Source organism: Gluconobacter cerinus, from assembly GCF_002723935.1.
Lineage (GTDB): Bacteria > Pseudomonadota > Alphaproteobacteria > Acetobacterales > Acetobacteraceae > Gluconobacter > Gluconobacter cerinus.
Genome location: NZ_BEWM01000001.1, coordinates 567,516 through 586,284, shown reverse-complemented (window position 1 = coordinate 586,284; position 18,769 = coordinate 567,516). Strand labels below are relative to the sequence as shown.

Below are 18,769 nucleotides of genomic sequence, written 5' to 3'. Positions count from 1 at the left end.
TTCGGGCCTCCTTTTTTGCGTTCAGGCTGTGAAAAACTGGCTCAGCCCCATCCCACGCAGACCTCGGCGATAGGCGATGGCACTGCGATCTGCCATCACATGCGCCTCAAGGTTGGGGTCAAGAGGCAGGTTTTCCGGCTTCTGCGCCTCAACAATCTGACGGTCTTCTTCAAAGACACGGCGATTGAATTCGTAAACATCCTCAACGGAGCCAGTCGTATCGAAATTCCGGCAGATTGGCGCGAACATGCGTGTCACACGAGCCGAAACCGGTGAGGCTGCATTCATGATGACGAGCCTGCCATCGTTCGGGAAGTGGATTTCCAGCGTTGCCGTGAAGGGCAGGAAAACCCGGAAATGCCGGAGCCATTCGAAGTCCGCAAACTCTTCAACGCCCAGAAGCCCGTGCGGAAAGTTGGAAACGTTGCTGCGATATTCAGCCTCGAAACCCGTTTCCGTCAGCCTGGGTGAATAGGATGGAACGATCGGGTTCTCAGGGTCTGCAAAAGTCTCGGTATGGACGAAAGCGAAATGCGCAACGTCAATGAAGCCTTCGACCTGACGTCCTGCGAAGCCCTTGATGTCGATGGACGGGCAAGTGATCTGCTGGAAGACTGGATCGTCCCAATGCGGCATCGGTGGGAGATTGATTTCTCCTTCGGGGCGCAGGCACGTCCAGATGAGGCCGAACCGCTCTACAACAGGGTAGGTCTTCAGGTGGAGCTTCGGCGGGATCTTGCTGTCCGGATGGGCAGGCACCCGCACGCAACGGCCATCCTGACCAAACCGGAAACCATGATAGGCACAGGCAATCGTCTCGCCGTTTCCATTGCCCATGCTTAGCGGTACCCCACGATGAGGGCACAGATCATCGGCAACGACGATATCATCTCCAGAGCGGTAAATGACGAGAGGTGCATCCAACAGCACCGCCCCAAGCGGGCGTTCCCCGAGTTCACGGGACAGGGCGACCGGGTACCAGGACTTGGCAAGGATCTGCCAGTCTGCGGGTTCGAACGTGCAGTTCCGTGGAAGGCCAACGGATGCGGGAGAGAGGCTGGCGCAGGCTGCGGTCATGGAAGGGTCCCCGCGGGCTTAAGAAGGATCTCGCAAATCATTTCATGGATAGGGCGTTCTCGGATATAGCATAAATATGCTTATAGCGTTCTAATAATGAGGCATTGCAGTCTGGCTGCATTGTCTCGATTGGCTAAATACGGCACATATGGAACGATATCGGAATGAGGTGCTTTATGCCCAGATTGTCTTCGCCGCCTCATTTGCAGACGCTCATCATGTTCCTGAAATATCGCGCTTGGGCTGACAGGCTGACATACGACGCTCTGTTCAAGTTACCGCAGTTGGAGATTGAGAAACCGCGGCAGACAACGTTCAGCACTCTTTTGGGCACGTTGAACCATGTCTATGTCGTCGACGACATTTTCCGCCATCATCTTCAGGGTCAGGATCATGGGTATCGGTCACGTCAGACCGATGAGGTGCCCGATCTCGAAACGCTCTGGCAGGCCACGCAATCCATGCATCAGTGGTATCTGAATGCCGTCATGCAATGGAGCGTGGATGATTTGAGCTGCCCGATTTCATTCACATATGTTGATGGCCAGCCTGGGGTGATGACCCGTGAACAGATCATTCTTCATGTCGTCAATCACGCCACTTACCACCGGGGATTTGTAGGCGACATGCTCAAGCAGATCCCGGAGAGCTGGCCCTCCAATGACCTGACAGTCTTTCTCCGGGATGAGTATCAGCGGTCTGTGTGACCAAGGTCCTGTTCAGGTGCGATGATATCCCTGACACGCTGTTTGAGCTCTTTCGGGCCAGGAAATCCCCCATCGCGCTTGCGTTCCCAGACGAGCACGTCATCCACATGAATTTCAAAGCGCCCGCCGGTATCAGGGATCAGGGCAACTTCCCCGAGAGCTTGCCCGAACGTGGAGAGCAGTTCCTGCGCCATCCATCCAGACCGCAGAAGCCAGTTGCATTGCGTGCAATATCGGATTGAGACGCGCGGTGCTGTGGAGGACATGTCTTTTCTCCTGGGGTGAGGCGTTGAGGAGCATCATTGCACAGCACGGCAACTCTGCCATCTTTCAGATGTGTCTCTAGGCACGACTTGCAACGGTCATAAAGAAACACTTTCCCCCGACAGGAAGAGAACATTATGAAAGTGGATCGTCTTTATTCCCTTTCGTGAGACCCTGCGCCGCATGATGTCGTCTGTCCGCCTGCCTGTTGCACTTCTGATGTGCGCTACTCTTCTTTCTGCCTGTGAAACACCATCCCGGGAGCCATTGCCGGAATCCGCAGTGCCGGATGCCCGTCTGGTTCTGCCGCAGCCACCAGCCTCAGGTAGTGCCGCGCAGGCGGATGATGACCGTATTTTCCGTGAGACACGCGCCTTGAAAGATACGCCACGCTGGGCGCTGGCGCAGAAAGATGCGGATCTGGAAGTGCCGCATCTTGTGCGCGATTTCTCCTGCTCCGTCGGCTACACGCTGGATCTGGCGAAGGCGCCCCATCTGGCGATTGTGCTGAAGCGCATGGAAAATCCCATCATTCATCGGACGTCAGAAGCCAAACATTACTGGCATCGGACACGGCCGTTCGTTGGCACGAACTTGCCAATCTGCACGTCGCCCGAGGGATTGGGTCTGCATTCCTCATATCCATCAGGCCATACGACGGCGGGATATGGCATGGCTCTTCTGCTTGCTCATCTGATGCCTGAACATGCCACCATGCTTTTGCAGCGCGGGCGTGTTTTTGGTGAGAGCCGGATTGTCTGTGGGGCGCACTGGAAATCGGACGTGCAGGCTGGCTTCCTGAATGCATCGTCTGAAATGGATGCGCTGCTTGCGGCTCCGGAATTACAGGATGATCTCGCTGCCGCCCGGGAAGAACTGCGCGCCATGAAGGTTGCGGCCCCTGCACCAGATGCTGCTGATTGTGCTGCAGAAGCAGACGCTGCCGCACATTCCATTTTGTCTGAATGATATAAATCCGGCCAAGAGCAGAAAGCTCCACGGCCGGATTGTTTTTGAGTCATTCGTCACACGGCCACCCTGCTTAGGGTGGCCGTTTTCAGTTTTATGCCTGAAGAGCGGAGACTTCGGTGTTCGGTTGGTCGATGTATGGTCCGCCAGCAACGATCTCTACGGCAAGAAGAGACATGCCGTGTTCTACAGCACTGGAGCCAAGATCGAGTTGGGCATCGCCGAGTGTCCAGCGAATGGCAGAGTTCTCTTTGTCAGCCCAGCCTGAGAGATCAGTCTCTTCCAGATGAGACGTGATCGTACGTGTATTCTCAGGAGTATACAGGGTGATGTTCCCAACTAGCACGCCCAGTTCACGACGATCATCCACAAACGGGCCAATAGCGTCGGATGGTTTGGCTGCTCTTGAGACGAGGCGCACGCTGCGGACGTTTGATGGCAACGTGAAGATCGCGCGACCATTGCTCTCACGGGACTGACGGATCACTTTACCGGCTGGTGTGATCACATGGAGGTCCGGGTCTGTCACCACTGCTCTGGCGTCACGGACGTCATCAAAGCCAAGGTTTATCGCGCGCTCGGCAAGAGCGTGATGAACAGGCTCAACCTTGTTGCGGCTGACAGTCAGCGGTGCAGCAGCATCAGCTTCCCATGTGCGGACCGGGCTACTCAGGCTGACGACAGTGCCATCCTGTGTGAAGCCGTCCCGGTTGCCTGTGTTGAGATAGCTCTCGGTCAGCATTCCGTCAGACGTAAGGACAGAATGCACATCCGTCTCGATGTGGAAGTAATCGTAGGATGTGATGGAGGTATCGTAAATAATGCTGCGGCCATTCACGAGCATACGGGCCGGGATCAGACCGCTATCAATGAACAGGCTATGCTCTGGTGTCACCAGAAGGTCTTTGGATGGAACGCCATCTGCAATCGCATTCGTGCAAATGCGAACCGGATAACCCGCGACATCCGAGGCCAGTCCTTGACGGACAATGGCATGCTTCCGACCAACCCAAACGACCGGGCGAACCTGCTCTCCCTCGGGCGTCCAGGCGAGAACTTCAGCGCCGATTTGGACGTCCTGAACGGGGATGTCACCGGTCGTGGTGCGGATCATCGTATCCGCGAGGAAGCAGACTTCTGCTCCCTTATCCAGCGAGATGATTGTCTTGCCATTTCCGTCTGGGGAGAAATGGGCGTGATACTGAGAGTAATCGCCTACGAGCTTGATGGTGTAGGATGCCTTGCCCTGTGTCACGGTCAGGACGTTACCGACGATCTTGGCGGCCGTATTGCCCTTATAATCCAGGGTGCCGATGTCGATCTGGCCACCGGGGACAAGCATCGTATCGGTGATGCTTCCGCCTTGAATGACAAGAGATCCGCCAGACGAAATTGTCGTCCCGCTTGCGATGCCCTTACTTCCGACAACGATGTTGCCTCCAGCATTGACGATCGTGTTGACGGCGCGGCCACCACTCGAAACATTCAGTCTCGCGGCAGCGCCAGAAACAGTCGCACCTGAGGCAACGGCATTCTGGCTGATGTTCTCAACGCCACCCGCCTGAATACGGTCACGAACTGTCGTGCCGCCGGTCGCAGCCACTGTGCCGCCAGAGGTCACGGTGTTGGCCGTTGCCGTTCCCGATGTCAGAGTCTGCTTGCCGCCGCTCTGGATGGAGGCATTGAAGCTCGAACCACCAAAGATGAACTGATTGCCGTTGCTTGCAACCGTGTCACTGGCAACGCCACCCGTGTTGACGGTCTGGCCCGCGCCTTTGGTGGCGATTGTGCCTGTTGCCGTTCCGCCGGAGTAAATGACTTCCTCAGTGTCTGGAACTGTCAGAATGGAGCTGATGGTTCTGCCACCAGAGTAAACCTTCACATGGCCGCCTGCTGTGACTGTTGTCTTGATGGCGGTGCCACCAGAATTCACAATGAGGTAGTCATTCTTTCCTGAAATATAGAGTCCGCTGACGGTCGTATTGTGCTGACGACGGTTCAGTCCATCATGGCAAGGATCAGGATATCTGGAAGGATTTCTGTGATTCACTAGGATGTCTTTTCTTGGGGAAAGACGCATGTGCGCCCATAATGAATGCCCTTGAATCAATCAAAGATAATTTTGATTATGGGCATATAGGATTGTTATTGCGGTGAAGCGCCTGAAATAGCGTTCTTTTCGGGCGCGGCGGTTCAATCGCATGTTCGAATTTTAAAAACAATACGGATTTTGGATTTTTGTATCTTTATGTGAAATTTATTTTCACGGCCGCATCTCTGAATAGATGAAGAAATGCCGGAAAACTCACGATTAATCAGGCGTTATCGTGCAGTAAAATAGATTTACTGATGGATAGAGAGATCGAAGCGTATTGGAAGAGTTTGGGGTCGAATTAATTACTTATTAACGAAAAGAATCTTAAGCCTCGTTTCTTAATAAAAAAGCGCTCCTCAGAGCGCTTTTTTATTTTCAATGGATGCTGTGTTCGATTCTGGCGCCTCAGGTCTGGGCGGTCGCAGGGCATGTTCGTTGGCTTCCATGAATCTGTCAGCCAGCGCGGTGTACAGTGGGCGAGGACACACCATGCGAGAGACACCAAACGCCAGAAAGGACGTGGCCAGCAGCGCAAGCGTCACCTGCTGGTTGTCACACATCTCCATGACGATGATCGTCGCTGTAAGGGGAGACTGCGCGACGCCACAGAAATAGGCGACTGTCCCCAATAGTACGACTGCGCCGGGCGTGGTGTGGGGCAGAAACTGCTCAACCCAGCCTCCAATCGCAGCACCAATCGCCAGCGATGGCGCAAACATGCCGCCCGGAATGCCCGAGCAATAGGACACCAGCATCGCTAGATATTTCAGGACGAAGAAAGAGGCCGGATAGTGCTCTGTGCCCGAGAAGATGGCGCGAGCCTGCGCATAGCCCGTTCCATAGGTTGTCCCTTTGGAGATCAGGCCAATGATAGCCAGTACGAGCCCACAGGCTGCCGCAAATGCGATTGGGCGCTTCCCGGCGAAACGGCCGACAGGGCCTGGAAGACCACGCGACGCCTTGATGACCAGTGCCGCGAACGTTCCACCTGCCAGTCCTCCGAGGATGCCGCAGGTCAGCACCGCGATCCATGCTGTACCAACCGGGATATCAACGTCGGCATGGCCGAAATAGGTGTAGTTTCCCAAAAGCGCGATGGCCGTCACACCGGAGACAACAACGACGGTCAGCGTCCGTCCGGAGGTGCGCTGTTCGAAGGAATGGGAGAGTTCTTCAATCGCAAAGACGATGCCGGCCAGTGGCGTATTGAATGCTGCGGCCATACCAGCCGCGCCACCGGCAAGGATCATGCTGCGCTTTGCGGCAATGTTGGATTGTCCGAGAAGGCGGGAGAAGGCATGCATGATGGATGCCCCAACCTGAACGCTCGGCCCCTCGCGCCCGATCGATGCACCGCAAAGCAGGCCCAGACAGGTCAGAAGAATTTTCCCAACCGAGATCTTGAGCGCCAGAACCCTGTCGACCATCGTGTAATTCTCGATGTGCAGGGTGGCGATTGTCTGCGGAATACCTGAGCCCTGTGCACCTTTGAAAAGGGTTCGGGTCATCCATGTGATGAAAGCGAGACCTGCCGGGGCCACGAACAGCATCGCCCAGGGATGCCATTCCAGAATCCGCGTTCTCAGATCAGCAGCAGCGTCACCCATGCGGGCGAAAAGCACGGCAACAACACCAATGAGAACGGCGCCGATCCAGTAGATGACAGTGCGTCGCCACTGGGTGGTCGTGGCGCGGGCCGAGCGTCTCAGATGATGGATACGGTCCTTACGGCGCAGGGCGTGCTGTGAGGAGACATGTCCCGGAGGTAAGGGCTTGGGAGCAGGGCTTGGAGGGGTGGGCAAGGTATCGGCCAATGGAGGACGTCCAAGAAGGAGTGTCGGGCAAGGGAAGATACGCCCGGTTCAAACCCCGCGCGTTACATGTCCGGTCCTGCCAGCCTTCTTCGCGCCGGGTCAAGAAGTCTGAACCGATCAAGTAGAAAATGAACGCAATAACTCGCAATGTGGCTGCAACGGTCTCAGCATTCCGGAAAGCTGACGGCCAGACCGCCCAGCGATGTTTCCTTATAGCGATGGTTCATGTCCGCGCCGGTCTCGCGCATCGTCTGGATCACCTGATCCAGCGAAACATGGTGCACTCCGTCACCGCGTATCGCGAGTGAGGCCGCGTTAATGGCTTTGATGGCTCCAAACGCGTTGCGCTCAATGCAAGGGATCTGGACGAGGCCACCAATCGGATCACAGGTCATGCCCAGATGATGCTCCATGCCGATTTCAGCAGCATTTTCAACCTGATCCGGTGTGGCGCCCAACGCTGCGGCAAGCCCGGCTGCGGCCATGGAGCATGCGACACCCACTTCGCCCTGACAGCCTACTTCTGCACCAGAAATGGAAGCATTGCGCTTGAACAAGGCGCCGATAGCCGTGGCGGTCAAAAGAAAATCCCGCATGCCTTCCCGTGAGGCGCCGGGACAGAAGTCCCTGTAATAGCGCAGAACGGCAGGAATGACGCCGGAGGCCCCATTGGTCGGAGCTGTTACAACGCGTCCGCCCGCAGCGTTTTCCTCATTCACGGCGATCGCGAAAAGACTCACCCAATCCATGATTTCATGGGGTGCGCGCTGATTCCAGCGGGTTCCACTCTCCAGCTTGCGGTGAAGAGTGCGTGCGCGGCGTTTGATATGCAGTTTGCCGGGAAGAATGCCGTCTTCTCTTAGTCCTCGGTCGATGCATTCCATCATCGTATCGAGAATACGATCAATATAAGCAGTGACGTCGTTATCGGCCCGGAGTGTTGTTTCATTGGCCCAGATCAGGCCAGCAATAGTCAGGCCGCTCTTCTGGCAATCATCCAGGAGTTTGCGTCCCGATATGACATCATAAGGAACGGCGACGGGCGGGATGATAGTGGCCTCGGTAGAGTGGTCTTCCGGAACAATAAAACCGCCACCGATCGAGCAGTAGCGCTCCCGTAGGAAAGACCTTCCAGCACCGTCAAATGCTTCGAACTGGAGCGTGTTCGGATGGACAGGAGGAACGGTTTCGTAATCGAAGACGGTATCGGATGCCGGGTCGAAAGGGATGGTTTGGCCCCGGAGAGTCAGATGTTTCGTAGACTGGATTTTTTCGATGATCTGTTTGGCATGATCAGGCGAAATCTGATCCGGGAGCCATCCTTCGAGGCCGAGAAGAACGGCTGTGTCTGTTGCGTGTCCAACGCCGGTCCATGCCAGGGAGCCATAAAGGGTCACCTGAATTCTGGCGACAGATATGCTTTCTGGAAGGGCCTCGGCAAAGGCGTGTCCGGCCCGCATGGGGCCGACCGTATGGGAAGAAGACGGGCCGAGGCCAATGCGGAACAGGTCGAAAAGACTGATCATAATCGGAATGTCCGAAGCTGTCAGGACAGGACCAGAACGCCGGAATGCTTGGCCTTGTCAGCAGGTTCTACGTGAATATGGATCGAAGCCCGGCCCAGTTCTTTCCGCAGACCCGCTTCAATACAGTCGCAGATTTCATGAGCGTCATGCACACTCATTTCGCTCGGAACGACGAGGTGAAACTCGACGAAATGTAAGGGGCCCACTTTCCGCAGGCGCAGATCATGCGCTTCGAGAGCGCCAGTTCCGCTTGAGGAGATGACAGCCTTTACGGTTTCCACCGCCTCTGTGCCCGGAATTTCATCCATAAGACCTGACATGGACAGGCTCATCATCGAGAAGCCAGCCCGCAGAACGTTCAGGGCAACCAGGGCAGACAGAACTGCGTCCAGCCGGTCCCATTTGATGACGGGTATCAGGGACACGCCGATGACCAGCGCAACAGTCGCCCAGACGTCTGACTGAACGTGCTCGCCTGCAGCCAGCAGGGCCTGTGAGGAGTTCTTCCGGCCGAACCCGATGAGAATGCGTGCCCAGACCAGATTAACGACACCGGCGAGCGCATTCAGTGCAACACCCTGGAAGGGGGCATGAACCGGCGTCGGATGCATCCAGTCATGTACGGCCACGACGAGAATGCCGAGTGCCGTCAGAACAACCAGAACGCCTTCAATAACAGCGGACAGGTATTCTGCTTTGCCGTGGCCATAAGGGTGATTGTCGTCAGCGGGCAGTGCTGCAATGGAGAGTGCCCACAGGGTGCCGAATGCCGCAATGACATTCAGAATGGTTTCAATGGCATCAGACAGCAGCGCATCGGAGCCGGAGACCCAGAATGCCGCGTACTTGATGGCCAGAACCACTACGCTCACCCCAATGGAAGCGTAGGCAATCTTGATACGTGTGGACGTCATTGAAGCTCTCAGCAGCAGACCTGTTGAAGATCGCAGGACGCTGGTGGACTTTCGATCTGGAAGGTGGGGTGAGAAATTTTGAACTTGTCACGCAGGAGGATTGTGGCCTGCGTGATGATCTGTTCGGGGCTTTGCTGAGCCGTGTCATCCCGCAGCAGGTGGACCGTAAGAGCTGTTTCTGTCGTGCTCATCGGCCAGATGTGCAGGTGATGCAGTCCACTGACGCCGGGAACGGCCAGAAGAGCGGCCTGAACGTCGGCTGGTACAATCCCGGCAGGAACGCCATCCAGTGATAGCGAGACTGACCCTTTAAGCAGAGACCATGTCGCGACAATAATGGACACAGAGACAATCAGGCTGACGATCGGATCAATGATCTGAAAGCCGGTCCATGTGATCAGGAGTCCTGCAATCACAACGGCAAAGGCCATCATGGCATCAGACGCCATATGCATGAACGCGCCACGGATATTGAGGTCGTTCGAGGCCCCCTTCATGAAAAGGAGGGCAGTAAACGCATTGACCGCAATTCCGACGAGCGCGACCCAACTGACGACTGATCCCTCAACGGGCGCATTCGCGAAAAGACGAACGATGGATTCCCAGATGATCCCACCCGTTACCAGCAGCAGGACCGTCGCATTTACGAACGCCGCAAGAATGGTGGAACGACGCAGGCCATAGGTGAAACGTGTCGTGGGTGCACGGCGGGCCAGGCTTTCCGCCAGCCATGCTGCGCCAAGGCCCAGAATGTCCGACAGGTTGTGCCCTGCGTCTGCCAGAAGGGACAGCGAGTGTGCCCAGACCCCCCAGAGGGCTTCGGCCACAACATAAATTGTGTTCAGGACGATCCCGATGGCGAACGCACGGCCGAAATTCGCCGGTGCATGCGTATGCGGACGTCCAAAACCAAACCCATGATCGTGCCCGTCACAGCCCTCATGGTCATGATCCTGGTGATCATGAGAGGCATGGTCGTGCCCATCTGCATGAGAATGGTCATGATCGGTGTGGTCATGGCCGTGTGCGCACGTGTGGCTGTGATCTGGTGTCATGTCCGGGCAAATCTGTGGCTGGGGTCTCGCATCATATAGCATCTCGTTCCATCAACCCAAGCGATGATCTGGCTCGTCCAGAATTGTCAGTGCGCGCATGTTGATAGAGCACGGTTTTTCAACGCTGTGGGTGGACGCGTCGGTTATATTCCGTAACAAAGAGGAGACCTAGCCCTGCAATGTCAGCAGAGGTGGACTTGCAGGGAGAGTGTCCATGAAAGGCACCGTTCTCGGATTTGATGTTCAGACGGGCGAAGGCGTGATCCTGAATGATCAGGACGTCCGGTATGCATTTTCGAAAATGAACTGGCGGGACACTCTGGCGCCCATGAAGGGGCAGCGGGTGGATTTCGAGCCCTGGGGCACAATGGCCAACAATGTGTTTCTGGATATTCAGGCCGGGCAGTTTGCGTCTTTGCCCGCTGCGGACATGTCTTTCACTGACGCCGTTCGCAGCTGTTTCCGCCGGGCGACAGACTTTCAGGGCCGCTCCCGCCGAAAGGAGTACTGGTACTTCAGGATTGTTGAAATCTGCTGGACGATCCTGATCTCCGTGATTTCCGATGATCTCAAACACAGTGGCAGTGTTATTGCAGGGCTGCTGAACCTTCTCCTTATTCTGCCCTGCCTCTACATGTTCGTTGTAGATCTCAGTGTGTCTGTCAGGAGGTTGCACGATACCGGTCGGTCAGGCTGGTGGATGCTCCTGTACTTTACGGTGATCGGGATGATTCCGGTGTGGATCATGATGTGCTTCGACACTGACTATCGCATCAACAAGTGGGGGTATCCAGCCAAGCAGCCCTAACTGCCGCTTGAAACATATCCGGCTACGCCTCTTTGCCAGCACAGAACCATCAGACCGAGGAACGCAAAGCCCATCCCCGGAGACAGCAGGCCAAACCAGAGAGGCATGCCCAAAGGGTCAGGATGGTTCAGCATGGCCAGAGCCGGATAGTAACAGACGGCTGATAGCGGGAGCGCCCATGTCAGGAAGCGACGAAGCCAGCGCGCGAACATGGTAAGCGGATATTGTCCTGCTTCCACGCCGCCATAGGTTAGGACGTTCACAACCTCCAGCCCTTCGACCGTTACGAAGCACAGGGCGGCCTGCCCAATCAGAACGCCCAGAAACATGGCGGCTCCCCCCGTCACTGCCCAGGGCAAAAGCCAGACTGTCGCCCATGAGACATGTGGCGAGAGCCAGAAACCTGCTCCCATAACGAATGCTCCCTGAAGGAAGCGGCCGATCGGGCGAAGTCGCAGTTCGTGGCCAAGAAGCAGGACCAGTGTCGAGCGTGGGCGAAGAAGAAGCCGGTCGAATGAGCCTGTCTTGACGTATTCGCCACCAAAAACTTCAAAGCCGCGGCCAAGGGTTTCGGCAATCGCGAAAGACACGTTTACCAGTCCGTATAGAACGGCCACGGCGCCAATATCCCAGCCCGCGATGCTGCCAAACCGCTGGAACAGGCTCCAGATTCCGAAGAAGCTCAGCAGGGTGGTGACGAAATTTCCAATGAGCTGAAGCGCGAATGTTCCGGGATACCGCAGTTGTGCCTTGATCGAGGCTGCTGCCATGCGCCGGTAGAGTGAAAACGCATTCATGCGCCCTGAACCTCCATCCGGGAGATGGTGCGATGCATCCAGAAGCGCCCAACAAGCGTGAGTGCGGCCAGCCAGAAACATTGAATGCCCAAGGCGGTTAGAACGCCGCCCGGGATGGCCATGCCCATGTAAAGCCGGATGGGAATGTCAGAAATTCCGGCAAAAGGCTGGAACAGGAGCAACTCACGCGCCCAGTCCGGATAAAGCGGCAGCGGCAGGAGCATTCCTGAGAGCAGAACAGCCAGTGGTGTGCCGACAGCATACGTTCCGAGAGGCGATAACGTTCGGGCCGTGACGATATTCCACCACATCACGATGCTTGCGGAGATGAAAGCACCAAGGATGAAGGAGCACAGAGCCAGTATTGCGGCCCATAATGAGGCGGGCGGGGCAAGGCTCCAGCCATTCAGCCCAACGAGGGCAGCAAGTGGCCCTGCGACAGCGGCAAGAAGGACTGCGCGCGGGATGGCGTTGCCAAGAAGACGGGCAAGCGAGGCCGAAAGCCACCAGTTCCACAGATCGACGGGGCGCAACAGGTCATAAACAATTGCTCCGCTCTTTGCCGCTTCACCAATGGCGGGGAGGCAGCCGAGAGGAAGCAGGGTGAAAAGGGACTGCTGGATCCAGGTATACGTCATGGCCTGACGCAGCGTCATGGGGGCGTCCACGCCGGGAGCATGATGGTAAACCGCGGCATAGGCCATGAGGGAAATCGCGCCGAACCACATCTGCGCCACAAGCCCCGCCAGTACCGCAAGACGATATCGCAGACCAATTTTCCATTGCAGGACGAAAGACGTCACATAGGGTTTGATCGTCACGATGCGTGGTCCGCGTAGAAGCGTGTGATAATTTCTTCAATCGCCGGGCGCCCGATCCGCAGATCACCCAAGCCCGGCAGTGTCGAAAGATGCGCCACAAGCACAGGCGCGGGCAGGCGTTGCGGATCAAACGTGATCGTCACGCTGCGAGAGCCACGCGCTGTTTCTGTCGCCCCCTCGGGCAGAAGTAGGTCTGGCAGCGGCCCGGTAAAATCTGCTTCCAGAATTCGCTCCGACAGAGTGGTCGCCTGAAGGGCTTCAAACGGGCTATCTGCAAGAATGCGGCCATGGCCGATGACGATGACCCGGTCTGCCAGTGCTTCGATATCATGCATGTCATGCGTGGTCAGAAGCACCGTTGTGCCGCGTTCGCGTCGCAGATCCCGCACAAAAGCGCGTACCGCTAGCTTGGATGGGGCATCCAGCCCGATCGTAGGTTCATCCAGAATAATCACATCCGGATCATGGATCAGGGCAGCGGCGATTTCTGCCCGCATGCGCTGGCCAAGAGACAACTGCCGGACGGACTGATCCATGATGCCGTGCAGATCCAGCGCATCCGCCAGACGCTCTCGGTTGCGAAGGAACCGCGCTGGCTCCACGCTGTAAATATCCCGAAGAAGCGCCAGTCCCTCCCCAACAGAGAGATCCCACCAGAGCTGCGTGCGCTGGCCAAACACCACGCCGATCCGCGCGACATGTGCGAGCCGGTTTTCCCAAGGGATCAGGTTGCCAACGCGGACGGTCCCGGAGGTCGGGCGCAGGATACCCGCCAGAATTTTGATGGCAGTAGATTTCCCAGCGCCGTTCGGCCCGATGAAACCGGCAATCTCGCCTGCGGGGACGGTGAAAGAAATGCCGTCCAGAGCCGTGATTTCGCGCGTTTTGCCACGCCAACTGCCGCCATCACGGACCTGATATGTCTTGCGGAGGTCATGCACCTCAATCGCGGCAGCATTCTTCATGACGGAACAGGGCCTTCTGACGGCACCAGAGTGCCATGACGGAACGGAATAATAATTCTGCGTGAGCTCTCCTATTCAGGCAAGTGGGAGGCCATGGTGACAGAGCGGAATGTCGTCACCACCTATTACCCACGCGCTTCCTGAATGCGGTAAGACGGGAGCAGTATTGTGAACCTTGATTGTCAGGATGATCCAATGGCCGGTAAACGTATTCTCATGCTCGCAGGTGATTTCGTTGAAGATTACGAGATCATGGTGCCATTTCAGATGCTGCTGATGGTGGGACACAAGGTTGATGTGGTGTCGCCGGGCAAGAAGGCTGGAGAGCAGGTGGCAACGGCCATCCACGATTTCGAAGGCCATCAGACGTACACTGAAAAGCGCGGTCATAATTTCACGCTGAACGCCACTTATGCAGGCGCAAAAGCGGAAGACTATGACGCACTGGTCATTCCCGGCGGCCGTGCCCCGGAGCAGCTTAGCACCGATGAGAGCGTGCTGGACCTGATCCGCGCGCTTTTGTCACGGCTGACAAACCGATTGCCGCTGTCTGCCATGGCCCGCAGCTTCTCGCCGCAGCGAATGTCATTTCAGGCCGCAAGGTCTCCGCTTATCCGGCCTGTCGTGCTGAAATGATCCTTGCAGGAGCGGACTATCAGGCCATCGCAATTGACGGTGCAGTGACAGACGGCAAGCTCGTAACAGCGCCAGCGTGGCCAGCACATCCGGCATGGATTGGTCAGTTCCTGAAGGTTCTGGGAACCAAAATCGAAGCCTGAGCCTTTGTTCCGTCAGGAGAGCCCATATGTGTGACCTCTATGTTAGTGCCGATCCGATCTTCTATGAAAGTCGCACGCGGTCGCTGCGGATTCATGGGGTCGTAACGACGATCCGGCTGGAAAACATGTTCTGGGACATTCTGACGGAAATCGCGGCGGCAGATGGCATGACCGTCAATCAGCTCATCACCAAGCTTTCGGACGAAATTCTCGAACTGCGTGGTGAACTGCCGAATATGGCGTCGTTTCTGCGTGTCAGTTGCCTTCGCTATCTGGACCGGCAACGACGCGTGCCGTCAGGTTCCAGTTCCGCCGTTGGTCAGACTGTTGCCTTGCGTCGGGTTGGATAATCGATACGGCGCAGCAAAGAGGCATTGGCGGAAACGCTCGCAAAATCGTACAGAAGGACCATGACGACTCCTTCTTCCCCACAGGGCCAGAAACCTGGCAGCAATCCCTTGTCCTCGCGACGCGCAGAACACGTCATGGAACGTGCCTTCTTCGCAACCCGCTGGATTGCCGCACCGCTTTATTTCGGCCTGACCATCGGGCTGCTGCTGGTGGCCTTCAAGTTCTTCCAGCAGCTTCTGGGCCTTGTTCTCAAGGCAACCGGCCTGGATTTCGATGACGTTTTCGTTGGTGTGCTGGATCTGATCGATCTGGTCCTGCTGGCGAACCTGCTGCTGATCGTCATGTTCTCGGGCTACGAGAACTTTGTTTCCCGTCTCGATATCCGTCAGCACGAAGATTATCCGTCCTGGATTGGTCACGTGACGTTCGGGGATATCAAGATCAAGCTCATGGCGTCCATTGTCGCCATGTCTGCCATCCATGTTCTGGCTGATTTCATTCGTGTGGATGACACCTCCACGCGCGCTCTGGAATGGAGCGTGGGGATTCATCTGGCCTTCGTTGTGTCCGGTGTTCTGATGGCCGTCATGGATCGCATCATGGAAGGTTCGCCGGATACGCATCACGCCGATCCGCAGCCTGACGCCGCCCAGCACAAAGAAAAGCACGACGCATGATTCGCCTGACAGAACTGCGCCTGCCGCTGGAGCACTCGGAAGAGGCGCTCCGGGAGGCAGTGCTGACGCGCCTCAATATCCCGTCCGAGGCCCTGAAAAGTTTCAAGATCGCCCGCCGCGGCTACGATGCCCGCAAGCGCGGTCACATCGTTCTGGTGTACAGCATCGACTGTGACGTGACGGACGAAGCGTCTGTCCTTGCGGCCCACGAAGCAGACCAGCATGTTCGCTCCACGCCTGACACAACCTATCATCTTCCCCAAGCAACGTTGCCCGAGGGGATGCCGCGCCCTGTGGTTATCGGGGCAGGCCCTTGCGGAATCATGGCGGCGCTGACGCTCGCACAGGCTGGTCTCAAGCCTATCATCATCGAGCGTGGCAAAGAGGTTCGCGCCCGAACTGTTGATACGTTTGCCCTGTGGCGGAAATCTGTTCTGACGCCCGAGAGCAATGTCCAGTTTGGGGAAGGCGGAGCCGGGACGTTCTCTGATGGCAAGCTCTACTCTGGCGTGTCCGACCCTCGCAATCTGGGCCGACGTGTCATTGAAGAGTTTGTTCGGGCGGGTGCGCCGGAAGAGATCCTATACGTCTCCAAGCCCCATATCGGGACCTTCCGACTGGTCACGATGGTGATGTTCATCCGTGAGGAAATCGAGCGTCTCGGCGGCGAGTACCGGTTTGAGACGCGCGTCGATGGCTTTGACATGGAGGGTGAGGGAACGGAACGCCGTTTGCGAGGCCTGCGCCTTTCAACGGGAGAGACCCTGCCTGCCGAGCGCGTTATCCTGGCCGTTGGGCATTCCGCACGCGACACCTTCGAAATGCTCCGTGATGCGAATGTCGCCATGGATGCCAAGCCGTTCTCTATAGGTGTGCGGATCGAACACCCCCAGTCTGTCATTGATACAGCCCGTTTCGGCTCATACGCCGGGAACGATCTGCTGGGTGCCGCTGATTACAAGCTGGTTCATCACGCGTCGAATGGCCGGGCTGTGTATTCGTTCTGCATGTGCCCGGGCGGACAGGTCGTGGCGGCGACGTCTGAAATCGGACAGGTCGTGACCAATGGCATGAGCCAGTATTCCCGTGCCGAGCGGAATGCGAACAGTGGAATTGTCGTTGAAGTGACGCCGGAAAAGGACTTTCCGAACGATGTTCTGGCCGGTGTCGAACTTCAGCGGAAATGGGAAAAGGCGGCGTTTGTGGCCGGTGGCGGCGATTACCGTGCGCCTGCCCAGCGCGTCGGGGATTTTCTGGCCGGTCGCCCTTCCACAACGCTGGGGGACGTCGTGCCGTCCTACCAGCCAGGTGTGACACCGACTGATCTGACGCTCTGCCTGCCGGATTTTGTTTCGGACGCCATTCGTGAAGCTTTGCCGCGTTTTGAGCGCAAGTTAAAGGGCTTCTCGATGGATGATGCTGTCATGACGGGAGTGGAAACCCGTACGTCTTCCCCTATCCGGCTTCAGCGAGACCGTGATGGCCAGAGCCCAACATTGCGTGGGCTTTTCCCTGCGGGAGAAGGGGCAGGATATGCCGGCGGTATTCTGTCCGCCGGCATAGATGGAATCCGTACCGCCGAGTGGCTGGCAGCCTCTCTTTAAGAGGCTGCTTCTTCGTCGCCTTCCATGGTTTCGCCCGGAAGGTGCTTTGGCTGAAGCAGGGCGATACCGGCCGTGACGGCACTGGACCCGACCACGAAGGCTTCCGCAGTGAGCGGGAGTGTGATCGGTGTCCGGCCAATTCCCGGAATCAGCCATCCGGCAATGCCCTGCCCAATAGACCCTAGCGCGTAACCCAGCCCCATGCCGAAGCTACGTGTCTCGGAAGGGAAGCATTTTGCCAGATAATGCGGCACGAGGGCGAAGATACCAGACGCAGCAGCACCCATAACGAAAGCTGCCGTCAGCAGCATGCTCCAGGACGGAGCGCTCAGGAACGGCCAGATTGTCAGAACGACAATTGCAATCGCCCCAAGCATGACCTTCAGGTCACCCCATCGTTCTGCCAGCCAGCCACACAGGATTTTTCCAGCGAACGATCCGATGCAGTAGAGGGTAATGGGAATGAAGATGTCCTGTGGTGTCAGGTGGTGGCTGCCACGCAGGATCGTCGGGTAAAATGTGTAAATGGCCGCTTTCTGAAATTCCAGAAACGCCATGAAGGCAATCGCCTGTAGGGCCGCTCCGTTCAGGCGGAATTTTACCTTGGGAAGAGGCTGTGTCGGCGTTTTGGCCTGACCGGCCGCGCGGTCTGCCCGGTTCCGCAGCCAGACCGGGCTTTCCTTGACCCCAAGACGAATGAAAATCGCCAGAAGGGCAGGCGCCAGTCCGATGAAGAACAGCACGCGCCAGCCATAATGCGGCAGGATCAGAGCCTGTGCTCCGGCTGCTGCAAAATATCCGACTTCATAACCTGACATCATGAGCGCAGATGCCATCGGGCGTGTCCAGGCGGGAACACTTTCCATCAGCAGGGCTGCAGAGGCGGTCCATTCGCCACCAAAGCCGATGCCGAACAGGAACTGGACAATGCCCAGCATGAGAAGACTGTGGGACAGGCCCGTCATGGCAGAAAAGACACCGAACCAGACCACGCCGAGCATAAAGGCCAGACGACGGCCGTAACGGTCCGCGAGCCAGCCCCAGCTTGTGTTGCCTATGGCGCGTCCAAGGGACTGGGCCGTCAGAACCATCCCCAGTGTGCCAATGGTGCAGCTGAAATCATGAGCGATGTCCGGCAGTGTGAACATCAGGGATGTCTGGTCAAAAGCGTCCAGAAACCATCCCAGAAAGGACGCGAACGTCACCTGCCAGAAAGGTAGCAAAGCCTTGAGAGAGTTGCGGGAAGACGTGTTCGGGGCGGAGCGAGCGAGAGCATCCGTCATCAACAATGTCCTGACAGGCAGATTGAACCTGCGCGCTTGAAGGAAGTGGCACGGAAAATCCGCTTGAGCAGAATCGGTAGCAGAATTGTCCTGATTGAGCGAACGAAGAATTTCACTCTTGGTTCCACAGCCATTTTGTTGCGTCCCCACGGGAAAGTGAGCGGGAAATGGGAGTTGTTAAGGGAAAATTAGCCTTCTCCCGTCATTCTGTCGCACAGATGGAACAGGAGATGTTCGAAATTGGATGATGCAGGACGGGATGT

At 56.9% G+C, this 18,769-nt stretch carries 17 protein-coding genes and 1 pseudogene; 7 read left to right on the top strand and 11 right to left on the bottom strand.

The genetic code is table 11. The features are described from left to right. Positions 1–21 precede the first annotated feature (21 nt). The gene (locus GCE01_RS02695; RefSeq protein WP_099210746.1) at positions 22–1,077 is read right to left on the bottom strand and encodes an aromatic ring-hydroxylating oxygenase subunit alpha; all 1,056 of its coding nucleotides are present in this window, start codon (positions 1,075–1,077) and stop codon (positions 22–24) included. A 176-nt stretch (positions 1,078–1,253) separates the two neighbouring features. Here GCE01_RS02695 and GCE01_RS02690 point away from each other — a divergent pair, with 176 nt between their 5' ends. Beyond that, positions 1,254–1,784 (top strand): DinB family protein, encoded by a 531-nt coding sequence (locus tag GCE01_RS02690; RefSeq protein WP_099210744.1) that lies wholly within the window; start codon positions 1,254–1,256, stop codon positions 1,782–1,784. Here the strand turns inward: GCE01_RS02690 and GCE01_RS02685 are convergent. After that, entirely contained in the window at positions 1,769–2,050 is a 282-nt protein-coding gene (locus GCE01_RS02685) for a SelT/SelW/SelH family protein (RefSeq protein WP_046899997.1), read from the bottom strand. The genes GCE01_RS02690 and GCE01_RS02685 overlap by 16 nt on opposite strands. Positions 2,051–2,231: 181 nt before the next feature. Here GCE01_RS02685 and GCE01_RS02680 point away from each other — a divergent pair, with 181 nt between their 5' ends. Then, the gene (locus tag GCE01_RS02680; RefSeq protein WP_099210742.1) at positions 2,232–3,017 is read left to right on the top strand and encodes an acid phosphatase; all 786 of its coding nucleotides are present in this window, start codon (positions 2,232–2,234) and stop codon (positions 3,015–3,017) included. A 94-nt stretch (positions 3,018–3,111) separates the two neighbouring features. On the opposite strand, the gene GCE01_RS02675 is transcribed toward GCE01_RS02680, so the two are convergent. The 5 genes from GCE01_RS02675 to GCE01_RS02655 form a co-directional block, all read right to left on the bottom strand. Next, positions 3,112–5,067: a Hint domain-containing protein gene (locus tag GCE01_RS02675; RefSeq protein WP_167386100.1), complete on the bottom strand. Its 1,956-nt coding sequence runs from the start codon at positions 5,065–5,067 to the stop codon at positions 3,112–3,114. A 401-nt stretch (positions 5,068–5,468) separates the two neighbouring features. Continuing rightward, complete coding sequence (locus GCE01_RS02670) at positions 5,469–6,719, bottom strand: chloride channel protein (RefSeq protein WP_373321864.1); 1,251 nt, start codon at positions 6,717–6,719, stop codon at positions 5,469–5,471. 371 nt (positions 6,720–7,090) lie between these two features. Next, complete coding sequence (locus GCE01_RS02665; protein ID WP_099210736.1) at positions 7,091–8,452, bottom strand: L-serine ammonia-lyase; 1,362 nt, start codon at positions 8,450–8,452, stop codon at positions 7,091–7,093. A gap of 20 nt (positions 8,453–8,472) precedes the next feature. Continuing rightward, positions 8,473–9,366 carry a cation diffusion facilitator family transporter gene (locus GCE01_RS02660; RefSeq protein ID WP_046899993.1) on the bottom strand — a complete coding sequence of 298 codons (894 nt, stop codon included), beginning with the start codon at positions 9,364–9,366 and terminating at the stop codon, positions 8,473–8,475. 8 nt (positions 9,367–9,374) lie between these two features. Beyond that, a complete protein-coding gene (locus tag GCE01_RS02655) occupies positions 9,375–10,421 on the bottom strand; it encodes a cation diffusion facilitator family transporter (protein WP_099211115.1) in 1,047 nt (348 codons plus the stop codon). A gap of 214 nt (positions 10,422–10,635) precedes the next feature. On the opposite strand from GCE01_RS02655, the gene GCE01_RS02650 reads away from it, so the two are divergent. Further along, complete coding sequence (locus GCE01_RS02650; protein ID WP_099210734.1) at positions 10,636–11,229, top strand: DUF805 domain-containing protein; 594 nt, start codon at positions 10,636–10,638, stop codon at positions 11,227–11,229. Here GCE01_RS02650 and GCE01_RS02645 read toward each other — a convergent pair. Genes GCE01_RS02645 through GCE01_RS02635 form a run of 3 tightly spaced genes read right to left on the bottom strand, consistent with a single transcriptional unit; the run spans position 11,226 to position 13,812 of the window. Next, positions 11,226–12,026 (bottom strand): ABC transporter permease, encoded by an 801-nt coding sequence (locus GCE01_RS02645; protein WP_064273805.1) that lies wholly within the window; start codon positions 12,024–12,026, stop codon positions 11,226–11,228. The genes GCE01_RS02650 and GCE01_RS02645 overlap by 4 nt on opposite strands. Further along, entirely contained in the window at positions 12,023–12,847 is an 825-nt protein-coding gene (locus GCE01_RS02640; RefSeq protein ID WP_099210732.1) for an ABC transporter permease, read from the bottom strand. The genes GCE01_RS02645 and GCE01_RS02640 overlap by 4 nt, the downstream gene beginning before the upstream one ends. Next, positions 12,844–13,812 (bottom strand): ABC transporter ATP-binding protein, encoded by a 969-nt coding sequence (locus tag GCE01_RS02635; RefSeq protein ID WP_099210730.1) that lies wholly within the window; start codon positions 13,810–13,812, stop codon positions 12,844–12,846. Before GCE01_RS02635 ends, GCE01_RS02640 begins: the two co-directional genes overlap by 4 nt. A 195-nt stretch (positions 13,813–14,007) precedes the next feature. Between GCE01_RS02635 and GCE01_RS02630 the strand changes: the two are divergent. The 4 genes and pseudogenes from GCE01_RS02630 to GCE01_RS02615 all read left to right on the top strand — a co-directional run bounded on the left by GCE01_RS02630 (position 14,008) and on the right by GCE01_RS02615 (position 17,223). Continuing rightward, positions 14,008–14,591: pseudogene (locus GCE01_RS02630) on the top strand (DJ-1/PfpI family protein). Positions 14,592–14,617: 26 nt separating this feature from the next. Continuing rightward, positions 14,618–14,941 carry a ribbon-helix-helix domain-containing protein gene (locus GCE01_RS02625; RefSeq protein WP_099210728.1) on the top strand — a complete coding sequence of 108 codons (324 nt, stop codon included), beginning with the start codon at positions 14,618–14,620 and terminating at the stop codon, positions 14,939–14,941. A gap of 60 nt (positions 14,942–15,001) precedes the next feature. After that, complete coding sequence (locus GCE01_RS02620) at positions 15,002–15,619, top strand: TIGR00645 family protein (RefSeq protein WP_064273814.1); 618 nt, start codon at positions 15,002–15,004, stop codon at positions 15,617–15,619. Then, positions 15,616–17,223 (top strand): NAD(P)/FAD-dependent oxidoreductase, encoded by a 1,608-nt coding sequence (locus GCE01_RS02615; RefSeq protein WP_086634366.1) that lies wholly within the window; start codon positions 15,616–15,618, stop codon positions 17,221–17,223. Before GCE01_RS02620 ends, GCE01_RS02615 begins: the two co-directional genes overlap by 4 nt. Here the strand turns inward: GCE01_RS02615 and GCE01_RS02610 are convergent. After that, the gene (locus GCE01_RS02610) at positions 17,220–18,506 is read right to left on the bottom strand and encodes an MFS transporter (RefSeq protein WP_099210726.1); all 1,287 of its coding nucleotides are present in this window, start codon (positions 18,504–18,506) and stop codon (positions 17,220–17,222) included. The genes GCE01_RS02615 and GCE01_RS02610 overlap by 4 nt on opposite strands. Between the last annotated feature and the right edge of the window lie 263 nt (positions 18,507–18,769).

Bases quoted from the DNA above. Each gene is read 5' to 3' on its own strand.
- GCE01_RS02695 (WP_099210746.1), bottom strand. From the start codon at position 1,077: ATGACCGCAGCCTGCGCCAGCCTCTCTCCCGCATCCGTTGGCCTTCCA.
- GCE01_RS02690 (WP_099210744.1), top strand. From the start codon at position 1,254: ATGCCCAGATTGTCTTCGCCGCCTCATTTGCAGACGCTCATCATGTTC.
- GCE01_RS02685 (WP_046899997.1), bottom strand. From the start codon at position 2,050: ATGTCCTCCACAGCACCGCGCGTCTCAATCCGATATTGCACGCAATGC.
- GCE01_RS02680 (WP_099210742.1), top strand. From the start codon at position 2,232: ATGATGTCGTCTGTCCGCCTGCCTGTTGCACTTCTGATGTGCGCTACT.
- GCE01_RS02670 (WP_373321864.1), bottom strand. From the start codon at position 6,719: ATGGGTGACGCTGCTGCTGATCTGAGAACGCGGATTCTGGAATGGCAT.
- GCE01_RS02665 (WP_099210736.1), bottom strand. From the start codon at position 8,452: ATGATCAGTCTTTTCGACCTGTTCCGCATTGGCCTCGGCCCGTCTTCT.
- GCE01_RS02660 (WP_046899993.1), bottom strand. From the start codon at position 9,366: ATGACGTCCACACGTATCAAGATTGCCTACGCTTCCATTGGGGTGAGC.
- GCE01_RS02655 (WP_099211115.1), bottom strand. From the start codon at position 10,421: ATGACACCAGATCACAGCCACACGTGCGCACACGGCCATGACCACACC.
- GCE01_RS02650 (WP_099210734.1), top strand. From the start codon at position 10,636: ATGAAAGGCACCGTTCTCGGATTTGATGTTCAGACGGGCGAAGGCGTG.
- GCE01_RS02645 (WP_064273805.1), bottom strand. From the start codon at position 12,026: ATGAATGCGTTTTCACTCTACCGGCGCATGGCAGCAGCCTCGATCAAG.
- GCE01_RS02635 (WP_099210730.1), bottom strand. From the start codon at position 13,812: ATGAAGAATGCTGCCGCGATTGAGGTGCATGACCTCCGCAAGACATAT.
- GCE01_RS02625 (WP_099210728.1), top strand. From the start codon at position 14,618: ATGTGTGACCTCTATGTTAGTGCCGATCCGATCTTCTATGAAAGTCGC.
- GCE01_RS02620 (WP_064273814.1), top strand. From the start codon at position 15,002: ATGACGACTCCTTCTTCCCCACAGGGCCAGAAACCTGGCAGCAATCCC.
- GCE01_RS02615 (WP_086634366.1), top strand. From the start codon at position 15,616: ATGATTCGCCTGACAGAACTGCGCCTGCCGCTGGAGCACTCGGAAGAG.
- GCE01_RS02610 (WP_099210726.1), bottom strand. From the start codon at position 18,506: ATGACGGATGCTCTCGCTCGCTCCGCCCCGAACACGTCTTCCCGCAAC.